Annotated in this window: 7 protein-coding genes; 6 read left to right on the forward strand and 1 reads right to left on the reverse strand. The window is 37.8% G+C overall.

Annotation, left to right across the window (positions count from 1 at the left end):
• Positions 1-1,908: a RagB/SusD family nutrient uptake outer membrane protein gene (locus QZL88_RS15425; protein ID WP_296942539.1), complete on the forward strand. Its 1,908-nt coding sequence runs from the start codon at positions 1-3 to the stop codon at positions 1,906-1,908.
• A 33-nt stretch (positions 1,909-1,941) separates the two neighbouring features.
• A complete protein-coding gene (locus QZL88_RS15430) occupies positions 1,942-3,354 on the forward strand; it encodes a DUF4972 domain-containing protein (RefSeq protein WP_296942541.1) in 1,413 nt (470 codons plus the stop codon).
• A gap of 138 nt (positions 3,355-3,492) precedes the next feature.
• On the opposite strand, the gene QZL88_RS15435 is transcribed toward QZL88_RS15430, so the two are convergent.
• Positions 3,493-6,225, reverse strand: a complete 2,733-nt coding sequence (locus QZL88_RS15435; protein WP_296942542.1) for a substrate-binding domain-containing protein — start codon at positions 6,223-6,225, stop codon at positions 3,493-3,495.
• A gap of 303 nt (positions 6,226-6,528) precedes the next feature.
• Here QZL88_RS15435 and QZL88_RS15440 point away from each other — a divergent pair, with 303 nt between their 5' ends.
• The 4 genes from QZL88_RS15440 to QZL88_RS15455 all read left to right on the forward strand — a co-directional run bounded on the left by QZL88_RS15440 (position 6,529) and on the right by QZL88_RS15455 (position 12,627).
• Positions 6,529-8,175, forward strand: coding sequence for a GH32 C-terminal domain-containing protein (locus tag QZL88_RS15440; RefSeq protein ID WP_296942544.1), 1,647 nt, complete (start codon positions 6,529-6,531; stop codon positions 8,173-8,175).
• A gap of 127 nt (positions 8,176-8,302) precedes the next feature.
• On the forward strand, positions 8,303-9,640 hold the full coding sequence (locus QZL88_RS15445) for a sugar porter family MFS transporter (RefSeq protein ID WP_296942546.1): 1,338 nt from the start codon (positions 8,303-8,305) through the stop codon (positions 9,638-9,640).
• Between the two features lie 11 nt (positions 9,641-9,651).
• A complete protein-coding gene (locus QZL88_RS15450) occupies positions 9,652-10,503 on the forward strand; it encodes a carbohydrate kinase (protein WP_296942548.1) in 852 nt (283 codons plus the stop codon).
• 30 nt (positions 10,504-10,533) lie between these two features.
• Entirely contained in the window at positions 10,534-12,627 is a 2,094-nt protein-coding gene (locus tag QZL88_RS15455; RefSeq protein WP_296942551.1) for a glycoside hydrolase family 172 protein, read from the forward strand.
• The last annotated feature ends 73 nt before the right edge of the window (positions 12,628-12,700 follow it).

Below are 12,700 nucleotides of genomic sequence, written 5' to 3' on the forward strand. Positions count from 1 at the left end.
ATGAAGAAATATATCATATTTGCCCTATCGGCAGCTCTTTCTTTGGCTTCATGTTCTGATTTTTTTGATCAAATGCCAACAGACAGAATGACTTATAAAGATCTTTTCGAGAACAAAGCCTCAACAGAAAAAGCTTTAGCCACGGTATATTCATATATTCCCGACGAATTTCGTCAACGTTTTGCCTCGCAGGATAACGGAACTTCAGGAGCATGGACTGCCGGTTCGGATGAAGCGGAATATTATTGGAGTTTTCCGGCTTCACAACTGATAAACAACAATACTGTTACCCCTAAAACATCAATGGTGGAAGCATATTGGAAAAAATATTATGCTGGTATCAGTGCGGCATCTCAATTTATAGAAGGTGCTCCTGCATGTAAGGATATGGAAGCCAATTTGCTAGCCCAGTGGATCGAAGAGGCAAGAGCAGTTCGGGCAATGTATTATTTTTATTTATTCCGTATCTACGGGCCTATTCCTATTTTAAAGGAAACCCCCATAAATGTAGATGCTCCATTGGCCGAAGTTCAGCTTCCAAGGAATACAGTGGAAGAGTGTGTCGATTATATTGTTTCAGAGTTTGATAAGGTGCTGAATAGCCAGTGTTTGCCCGATAAGTCGGCTGAAAAAAATGCAGGGAGAATAGATAATGCTATTGTAATGGCTTTCAGGGCAGAAGTGCTACAATTTGCCGCAAGTGACTTATTTAACGGGAAGAATTCTTTCTATTCGGCATTAGAGAATAGAGATGGGACGAAACTATTTCCTACCGATACCTCAGATGCTACTATAAGAAATAAATGGGAAAAAGCGGCAAAAGCATCTAAAGCTTTTATAGACAAATTCGTCCCTGCTGATTTTGATCTCCATAGAGTATATGTTGGGGGAAAGATAAATGCATATCAGTCTTACCGGGACGCAGTGATGGTTGAGGACTTTTCCTCTAATAAAGAGATGATTTTTTATCGCATTGGTACATCAGCATCGCTGATGCAATATGATCGTACACCTCGTCATAGTGGTGCTCCAAGTAGTAATTATAGAGCTTCTGGAGGTTTGGGTGCATCACAACAAATTGTAGATGCCTATTTCATGGCAAATGGAAAATGTCCTATACTCGGTTATGAATCTGACGGAATAACTCCTATTATCAATGATGATTCAGGCTATAAAGCAATATACGAAAGCGAATTCACAGGAGAAATATATTACGATCCCAATACTGGAATAGAATTAGCTCCAAAAGGAATATTAAAGGCGTGGGCAAATAGGGAACCTCGTTTCTATGCAGATATTACATTTAACGGGCAGAAATGGCTAAATCTGGAAGAAGGTGCGTTCTTTACTGATTTCACATACGATGGCAACTCCGGAGCACACAATGGAGAATATCCCCCAACGGGTTATAGTGTCAGGAAAAATGCACCGAAAGGGGCTTGGAGCAGTGGAAATACTATTTGCGTACTTCTACGTCTGGCACAGGTATATCTGAACTATGCAGAAGCTCTAAATGAGTACGACCCTTTTAATACAGAAATATTGTTATATCTTAATCTGATAAGAGAACGAGCCGGGATACCGACCTATGGAACAGGAGCCGGGCAATTACCTATACCGGCTACTCAAGAAGAAATGAGAAAGGCTATCAGAGCTGAAAGACGGGTGGAGTTGGCTTTCGAAAACAGCCGGTACTTTGATGTGCGCCGTTGGTGTATAGCCGAGAGTACCGAAAATATGCCCTTGGTAGGTATGAATGTAAATAAAAATGGCAATGATTTTTATAAGCGCACATGGCGTGAAAACCGCATTTTCGAAAAGAAAATGTATCTTTTACCAATACCACAGAAAGATATTGATATAGATGCAGAGTTAGTGCAAAATACTGGATGGAGTACAATTCAATAACCTTATAATAAATATGAGAACATGAAAAAAACGATGAAACAATTTAGCCTCTTGTTGACTTTATTATGTTGTATATTTAACGCAACATTTTATAGCTGTTCGGATGATGACAAAACAGACAATAGTCTGTATGTATCCCAGCTGAATGCAAAAAAAGGAGAAGTGGAATACCTTTTACAAAATTCTGAATATGGAACTGCTCCGGGGACCTACCCGGAATTTAGTAAGACTATTCTGGAAAATTCAATAAAAGGACTGAATACGCTCATATCTAAACTAGATGAAGGCGAAAATACTTCTCAAGAGACTGTAAATACCTGGCTGGCAAAAGCGGATGCCGCAATGAAAGATTTTAAAGATACTGTATTGGTCGATGTTACGGAAGACCAACGAAATCTTCAACAGCTCAAAAATAAACGGACAGAGTTAGAAATTCTGTTAGGTACATCTGATTATGGAACAACACCGGGAACCTATCCGGAGGAAAGCAAAGGGATATTGAATACTGCTATTGTGGATCTGAACATATTGATTGAAGGTGTTATATCCGGAACAATCGGTGAGTTAACAAAAGAAATGACAGATAGTGCTATCAAAACAGCGAATGAGGCGATCGAGGCCTTCCAGAATACTCAAAACCTAGAAGATAAAATTTATAATCTTTATGTAGACGGGAATAATGGTGGATATATCGACTTTGGATATCATCAGGAATTTGCGAACTTTGGAACAAATCAAAATGCGGCATTCTCTGTCGAATTATGGATTAAAATAGATGAATATTGCAATGCCGGAGGTGAAGATAATAGTACCTATCTTTCGGCTTGCAGTGATAATCCGTGGGGAGGCTGGAGAGTTCAATCACGTTTCCATAATGGAAATGATGGAGACCTCATAAGAGTTTCTTTACCTTTAGACAAGACTGCAGATGGGCAGGGTATTTCGTTGGAAGAACCAAATTATGGAATCGCTAAAGCTGGATATAAAAAATGGATGCATTATGGATTTGTGTATTCCGAAAATGGCGTTCCCGGAGAAGATCTGGATGAAAGATTCAGAATGTTCTATAATGGAGAAAAGAAGGGGGGAAGCATCCGTATAGGGCAAGAAAAACGAATCTGGACATATACTTATAATTCGTTTATCAATGATCGTATCCCAATGACTGCTTTCTGCCGGATGAATGCTAACGGTGATAGGTTAGAATATTTCTCAGGTAGTATCAAATACATCAGAATCTGGAAAACTGCCCGTACTTCTTCCGATTTTGCAAAATCAGCATCAGGAGATGTAACGGTAGATACGAATGATCCAAATTTGGTTTGTGCTTGGGATTTTGTGGTATCAAGCGCTGACTTGGATCCGGATAAGACTGAATTCAAAGATTTGACAGGTAAATATACGGCAACTATTAAGGGGGCTCATTCCTGGAAAGAAGTAGAATAATAGTAAGTGATATTTTTGATAGGAAGGCAATATGAAAATAGTTTGTCAAAAAGAATACTTTGGCAAACTATTTTTTCTATTGAAAAATTATACCGAAGCTAATTAAATACTTCATTAATTATTCGAAGAGCAAACTAATTAACTGATCTCGGACGGATTTTTGTGAAAGAATTCTTTGAAACATTTGGTGAAATAAGCCGGTGATGTGAATCCTACTTCGTAGGCAACTTCAGATACATTTTTCCCTGTTCTGAGTATCTCTACAGATTTGTTTAGCCTTATAGCCCGGATGAATTCGTTGGGTCCCTGATTTGTTATAGCCTTCATTTTTCGGTAGAACTGTGCTCTGGAAAGTCCAAATTCACTGCTAATGTCTTCTACATTTAAATTCGTATCAGAAATTCGTTCAAGAATATAATTTTTAAGTTTTAAAATCAAAGCGTCATCCAAGGTGTTTATATTTAGTGTATTATAGCTTTCGGTGAGGATGTTTCCTGACAGGTGTTTTTTTATTTTTTGCCTGTTTTCGAGCATCTTTTGTATCCTTACCTCCAATATGCGGGGATTAAATGGTTTGGAGATATATGCATCGGCACCACTTTCAAAACCCTTGATACGTTGTTCATCCAACGAACATGCCGTTAGCAATACTACAGGAATGTGGCAAACTCTTATATCTTCTTTTATTTTTGTACATAGCTCTACACCGTCTATTTTGGGCATCATCACATCGCTAATAATGATATCTATATTGTTTTCGTAAGCTAAATGCAAGCCTTCTTCACCGTCGGAAGCCTCAATGATATGATATTTATTTTTAAATATTGAACGGATATAATAACGAATTTCTTCATTATCATCCACAATGAGCAATGTATAGTTGCTATCTATCTCTGTACTGGAGTCAGGCTGCTGAATAGTTAATTTATCGTCATAATGTACCTGCTCTAAAGAAGTAATTCTAGTATCTGCCTTATCTATTGTTTGCCTGGAGACTATATATGGTAATTTGACTATAAACGTAGTTAGATCATTCTTACTGATGGCGGCAATACAGCCTTCGTGTAGTTCTACCAATGCTTTGACTAAAGCTAAGCCGATACCAGAGCCTGTGACATGCGATTCAACCCTATAGAATCTTTCGAAAATATTATTTATATCATCGTCAGATAGTCCCTGTCCTGTGTTAGATATCGTTATCTGAATATAGGCTTGCTCTTCTTCAACTATTCTGGATAAAAGAACAGAAATACTGCCTTCTCTACCCGTAAATTTAAATGCATTGGATAGGAGATTAAAATATATACGCTCCACTTTTTCAAGATCAAACATACACATATGTTCAAAATATTCGGACTGATAGCTGAATTCGATTTTATTTTTCTGGATCATTTGTAAAAACAATAAGTTCCAGTCTTTAAGGTAACTATCGATGTTATTCGGGGATAAACTTAATTTTGCATTATTTGTTTCTATACTCCTGAATTCTATAATTTGATTTACCAGACGTAAAAGTATATCTACATTTTTCTTTATTATTTTCAGCCATTTGTATCCTTCTTTATGAGGTTCCGAAGTCTCTAATAATAAATCTACAGGTCCCGAAATAAGAGTGAGAGGCGTGCGAAAATCATGTGATATATCTGTGAAGAAAGCGAGTTTTGCGTGAGTAGCCTCTTCCAGCTGTTTAGATAATGCTAATAGTTGTAACTGATGGGCTTCCAATTCATTCTTTTGTTTTATAATTTCCAGATTGCTATCATGAAGTTTATTATTTAGTTTCTTTTTCGCATGATATGCTTTGAGTAAACCAATCAATAAAATACAGAAAAGGATAGCCAGTACACTAATCAGGTAGGTTATATTCCGCTGTGCAATATATTTTTCCAGCTGTTTGTTGATACGTTGATTCAATAATACAATTTTGCTTTGTTGTTCAACGATCTGGTCTGTTTGCAGTTTTAGTATTTTCGCATTGGTTTTGTCTATAACCGAAGTCGGTAATATATTTTCTTTCTTGAAGTATTTCTTCTCCAGTATATCAGTCGCTAACTGAATTGTTTTATCCCCCCCTGTCGGATAAAGGAATGTCGCTTCCAGTTTATTTTGCAATACCATATCTATCCCTTCTCCCGGGCCGGGAAGTCCATCGATTCCAAGGAAATAGATGTTTTTAGCCCGGTCTTCTTTTGTTGCTTCTTCAAAAGCGCCTTTAGCCATCCGGTCATTCTGTACAAAAACCAGGTCAATAGAGTCGGTGGAGTTTAATGCTTTTCGCATTTGTAAGGCTCCTTCGGTTTTAAACCAGCCGGCGTCGCCTTCAAATACTATTTTCATATTGGGATATTTTTCTACTATGTCATAGAATCCCCGGTGCCTCTCTATTGCCGAACTTGATCCTGTCAGACCTTTTATCTCTACAATATTTCCTTTCCCATTCAGAAGATTTACTGCATAGCGTCCTACCTCTGTTCCAATTTGATAATTGTCGGCTCCGATAAAAGCAGTGAACTTATCCGAGTCTATTTTGCGATCGACCAAAATAACAGGTGTTCCGCTGTCGTAAATGTTTTCGATAATCGGGGTCATCGGCGCTATTTCATTTGGCGTCAATATCAATAAATCTACTTTCTGATCTATTAAATATTTTATATCGGATATCTGTTTCTTTGTATCATCATTGGAAGAGAGGATGATAAGTTCTATGTTTTGGGATAGTGCAGCCTCATTCAGCATTTCCATATTCATTTTGTCCCGCCATTCATCTACGCTGCATTGCGAAACACCAATAACATATTTGCTTTTTTGTTGGCAGGAGTAATAGCTGACGCTTATTAAGATCAAAAATACGCTTTGAATAAATAATCTCATTTTCTGTGTTTTTCAGGATCGATACAAATATACTATTCGATTTTGATTTTTTCTATATGATTGTTTCCTGATTATTTTATGACTTTTTAGCTTAATGTATTGTTATGCAATGTGTTGTTGTAATAGGGGGACAGAGGATGCAACATTTTTATAAGAATTTGCAACATTTTTTATCAATATAAAAAAATGTAAGTCCTATGTTTGCAGTACGAAATGTTATAACCATGAACGGAAAAACAATGACCTTGAATAATTCGATATCATGATATACTTAAATGAATTTTTAATACTAAAAAATACCAGATGAAATCACTAGCATTAAAGGCTCTGATTACAAGCCTTTTTATTTTTATGAGTCTTTCCTTATCAGCCGGGGAAATCAAAATCAAAGTCAATAAGAAATATCTGAATTTTCCTGTGTCGCATAAGCAGGACAGAGCCAGAATGATATTTAAGACAGATGGTAAGGATGATTTGTCTGTTGTCATTCGTTTAGCGCCCGAAGAAGCCGATTATTGGGTATTTAAAGATGTCTCCGACCTGAAAGGTAAAACTATCACAATAAATTATGCTGGTAGTGATAAGGCTTTAAGCAAAATATATCAGGATGATATTATTGCCGGGCAGGATAGTCTCTATAAAGAAAAGAATCGTCCGCAATTCCATTTCACAACCCGTCGCGGATGGATTAATGATCCGAACGGACTGATATATTATGATGGAGAATATCACCTTTTCTATCAGCATAACCCATACGAAAGGGACTGGGAAAATATGCATTGGGGGCATGCTGTAAGTAAGGATCTTATACATTGGGAAGAACTTCCCAGTGCTTTGTATCCCGATCATCTTGGAGGAATGTTTTCAGGGTCGGCAGTTATAGATTACGATAATACTGCAGGCTATAATAAGGGAAAGAATCCGGCTATGATTGTGGCTTATACTGCTGCCGGTCCTGAAAAACAGGTTCAGGCTATTGCTTACAGTTTGGATAAGGGACGTACTTTTACCAAATATGAAGGGAACCCGGTTATTGACTCCAAACATATATGGAATAGTCAGGATACTCGCGACCCGAAAGTATTCTGGTACACGCCGGGTAAACATTGGGTAATGGTACTCAACGAACGTGATGGACACTCTATATATACTTCTGCAAATCTTAAAGATTGGAAATATGAAAGCCATGTTGCCGGATTTTGGGAATGTCCCGAACTCTTCGAGCTTGCAATAGATGATAATCCGGAAAATACCAAATGGGTTATGTACGGAGCGTCAGGGACATATATGCTGGGTTCGTTTGACGGAAAAGTATTTACTCCCGAAAAAGGAAAATATTTATATTGTGCCGGATCAATATATGCAGCGCAAACTATTACCAATATGACAGATGGACGGCGTGTGCAGATTGGCTGGGGACGGATAAGTCATTCGGGTATGCCATTTAATGGAATGATGCTTCTGCCTACTGAACTGAAGTTAAAGAATACAAAAGATGGTCCCAGATTATTTAATATGCCTGTAAGGGAAGCCGAACAGCTTTTCGCTCCGGCTCGTAAATGGAATAATCTGACATCGGGAAAAGCAAACGAGTTGCTCAAAGAGTTTTATTCGGCAGATTGCTTAAGAGTAAAGGCTAAAATAAAACTGTCTCATGCAACAAGTGCAGGCTTTAATCTCTTCGGACAAAGGATTATAGATTATGATCTGAACTCTACCAAAATCAACGGAGTATTCTATTCTCCTGAGGATATGACAAGTATGGAATTGTCGGCTGACATATATATCGATAAAACATCTATAGAAGTATTTATCGATGGAGGTGCATATTCTTACTCAATGGAAAAAAGGCCCGATATAAACAATAAGGAAGGACTCCATTTCTGGGGTAATAACATTGAAATAAAAGATCTGGAGGTATTCAATGTAAAATCTATCTGGATGCAATAAATCCCGGCTATCCTGCAGGCTGAGATTTCGATACTCGACCTGCAGATAACTTATTATAATATAAACGTATAACATAAGATAAAAATCTTAAGTCATATTCTATTCAGACTTAAAATTAATTGTAGATATGAATAATAAATATTTGTATTGGATAACCTTTGTGGCCATTAACGGCGGATTACTCTTCGGTTTGAACATGGCCGGAATCTCAGGAGCTAACGATCTTATTGCAGACAAATTTAGCTTAAGTGTAAGTAAATTGGGTACTGTTGCTGGCTTCCTTATGATAGGTTGTCTGATCGGTGCTCTTTTTACAGGAAACTTTACTGATCGATATGGGCGGAAAAAAGTAATGATAGCAACGGCTGTATTATATATAATTTCCTCACTTGGATGTTCGCTTGCCACAGGTTTTACGATGTTGACTATTTTCAGGATATTGTCAGGGCTTGCAGTTGGGGCAACTTCTGTAGTAGGCCCAATGTATATATCTGAAATATCCCCGGCTAATAAAAGGGGGATGTTGGTTTCATTCAATCAGTTTGCCATTACTATAGGTATTTTACTGGCCTATATCTTCGATTATTTTTTACTCGGTTTATCTGCCGAAAGCTGGCGTTATATGCTTGCAGTACCAACTGTATTTGGATTCTTATATCTGATTTTTCTGTCTACCTCATTTCCCGAGAGTCCAAGATGGTTATTGTCGAAAGGATACAAAGACAAAGCACTATACGTATTGAATAAGATAAACGGAAATATATCTGTATCCGATGAACTGAAAGAGATAGAAGAATCTCTTATTCTCGAGAAAAATAAAGATAAAGCTTCCTTTATGGAGCTATTTAAAGGAAGAACAGGTAAAATCGTTCTTATAGGGACATTATTAGCTGCCTTTCAGCAGATCACAGGTATAAATGCTGTTATTATATTTGCTCCCGATATTTTAAAGTCAGCCGGAGTGGGAGGAGACACAGCCTTACTGCAATCGATGTTGGTAGGATTAGTAAATGTATTAATGACCATGGTCGCACTCTGGTTGGTAGATCGCAAAGGTCGCAAAACATTGCTTCTTTGGGGTGCGGTAGGCATGCTGTTAGCATTGGCTTATCTGACTTATGCGTTTGCAGGGGAAGCGATGAGCAATATTGGAGTCTTACTAGCCTTACTTGTATATATATCTTTTTTTGCAGCTTCATATGCACCTGTAATGTGGGTTATCATTTCTGAGATTTATCCGACAAAAATAAAAGGTCTGGCTATGTCGTTCTCCACGGCTATAAGCTGGGGATGTACATTCCTTACGGTTTATTTCGCTCCCATTATCCGTTCCGAACTGGGTGATGAATATCTCTTTGCTATCTTCGGAGGCTTCACTCTGCTGGCATTTATATTCGTTAAAGTGTGGATACCGGAAACTAAAGGAAAAACATTGGAACAAATAGAGAAAGAACTGAAATTATAAAAGAAACAATAATGAAAAAGATTGTAGGTATAGGTGAATTATTGTGGGATTTGTTACCGGAGGGTAGAAAAGCCGGAGGTGCGCCAGTCAACTTTGCTTTTCATGCATCTCAGGCCGGGGCAGACGCCTATGCAATAAGTGCTATTGGAAATGACACGTTGGGAGATGAGTTATTATATGAATTAGATAAAAACCAAATAAAATATCTGATAGAAAGGGTAGGCTATCCCACAGGAACAGTAGAGGTAACTTTAAATAATGGTATGCCTCAATATACTATTAATGAACAAGTAGCGTGGGATTATATCCCTCTTACAGAGAATATGAAGCAATTGGTATCGGAAGCTGATGCCATTTGCTATGGTACTTTAGCCCAGCGGAGCAATGTTTCGAGGGATACAACAGAAGAATTGCTTAAGTTGGTTAAGGAGGATGCATATAAACTGTATGATATTAATTTACGGCAACATTTCTATTCAAAAGAATTGATAGATAAATCATTATCTTTCGCTAATTCTTTTAAAGTAAATGACGAGGAAATAGAGATAATGAAAGCTATGTTTGGATTGAATATGGACAATGAGCAAGCTTGCCGTTGGTTTATTTCCCAATTCAATTTGAAACTGGTAATTCTCACTGCAGGCGGATTATATAGTTGCCTTTTTACTCCTGATGAATATTCTGTAATAGAAACACCAAAAGTTATCGTGGCCGACACAGTTGGGGCCGGAGATTGCTTTTCCGGAGTATTAATCGCTTCATTGCTAAACGGAGATAGTTTGGCGCAATCACATACCAAAGCTGTTGATGCCGCAGCCCATGTTTGTTCTTATTCGGGAGCATGGGTGACACACAGAACATGATAACCACTCGATAACCAAAGTCTAATATTTATGAAACCGATCAAGTACATTCTACTGCTTGCCTTTCTGACTATATTTTTTATAAGCACCCTTAGTTGTGATCAACGGAAAATTACTATTACGTTGGAATCGCTTCTTGAAGAAATGGTTTCCATCGAGGAATTATCCCGGTTTCCTGAGCCATACTATACTTGTCTTCAAAAAAGTAGCTACGATAGGCGTTCTGTATCACCTGATGATCCTCATTGGTTTGCTAACAACGATGGTTTTGGTATTGAACGAACAGACTCAGTGGAAGGAAGGATAGAAAAGGTAATGTTTGATGAAACAGGACCGGGAGTCATTACCCGTATATGGATTACTACAATAGATAAAAGAGGAACATGGCGTTTCTATTTCGATGGCTCATCTATACCGGGATGGACTATTTCGGGTTACGATCTTATGAATATAAATATTCCGGGCATAGGACGTGGCTTGCTTCAGCCACATACCAGTTATACACCGGAGGGAAAAGGTGGTAATACCCTGTTCTTGCCTATACCCTATGCTAAAAGCTGTAGAATAACTTTTGAGGACGAGCCTGGTATAAATCCGACTCCTAAATATTATGGGATCAATTACAGAAAATATCCTGACAATACTATTATTGAGACCTTTTCGGCTAACGTAATAAAAAGGGCTGAGAAAAAAATAGCAGAAGTAGACAATCTTTTGTTAAATCCGGTTCTTTCTAAAAACGGCAGGATACTGACCGGAAATAAAAACTTATCTCCATCAGATTCTCTGGTTATACAACTTCCTGCAGGTGAAAATGCCGTATATGAGATCAAATTCAAAACGTGTATAAAAGACAGTGCCCGTTTTGAACAGCTGATGAGAGAAGTTATATTTTGTGCTCAATTTGATGGAAAGCAAACAATATGGGTGCCTTTGAGTGACTATTCGGGCGGAGGTATGGGCGCACCTTATGTAAAAAGCTGGTATCTCGATTCGGACGGGAAAGGAAATGTTATCAGCCGTTGGTTGATGCCATACAAGAAAAGTGGAGTTTTGAAACTTCTAAATATCTCCGACTCTCCTATTGATGTAAAATTAGAAGTAAATGTTTCTTCACTACAATGGGACGACCGTTCTCTTTATTTTCATAGTTCGTGGCGCCAACAGAGAGGAATTTATATTCATGACAATCCGGATGAAGCAGATAAATGTATAGACTGGAATTTTGCGACAATAACGGGGAAAGGCGTATATAAGGGGGATCTCTTATCCTTGTTTAATCATGCTCCTCGTTGGTATGGGGAAGGAGATGAAAAAATATGGGTAGATAATGATACTTTTCCTTCACATTTCGGCACTGGTACCGAGGACTATTACAATAGTTCATGGGCTCCTGTAATACCATTTTATACACCATTTGGTGGAGCACCCCGTGCCGATATGGTAAGTTCGCATGGCTATAACGCTTTTTTTCGTACACGTAATCTGGATGGTATCCCGTTTAAAGAAAAACTCAAATTTGATATTGAAATGATCGGTTGGCAGAGCGGCTATGTCGATTATGCTACTACTACATACTGGTATGGTGATTACAAGTCGCAGGCTATAGGAATATCCGGCATTGATGAGGCCAAAAGAAAATTAGTTTCGGCACCGGAAAATCCGGCAAACTATAGAATAGTCAATAGTATAGAATTCGAAGCATTGAAAGCAACTCACAAAACTCCTTCTTTACAATTGGAAAAACAGGATGTATCAGATTCATGGGAAGGAAAATGGAGTCGGGCTGCGCATTTATTGTCTCCAAATGGAAGGGTAGGAGATTACGTCGAATTTGAATTAGATGATTTGAGAGAGAATAAATATAAAATGATATTATATGCTACCCAATCCTTTGATTACGGTATTATTAAATTTGTAATAAATGGTAAACCTTTAAATCTAAATTTTGACGGCTACAGTAAAACTGTGAAACATGCGGAACCACTAAATCTAGGAATATTTGCTCCTGTAGATGGTAAAATAAAATTACGCATCGAAATAGTAGGAACAAATAAACTATCCCAAGGGGCCAGGTATATGTTTGGACTGGATTATATTCAATTAATTCCATCTAATCGATGATCATTTATGTAATGTAAGGTATTGATTATTAAAGTAAAAAAGATGGGTTGGTGGCTTTTGTGAAAAGTTACCA

Source organism: uncultured Dysgonomonas sp. (genome assembly GCF_900079725.1).
Lineage (GTDB): Bacteria > Bacteroidota > Bacteroidia > Bacteroidales > Dysgonomonadaceae > Dysgonomonas.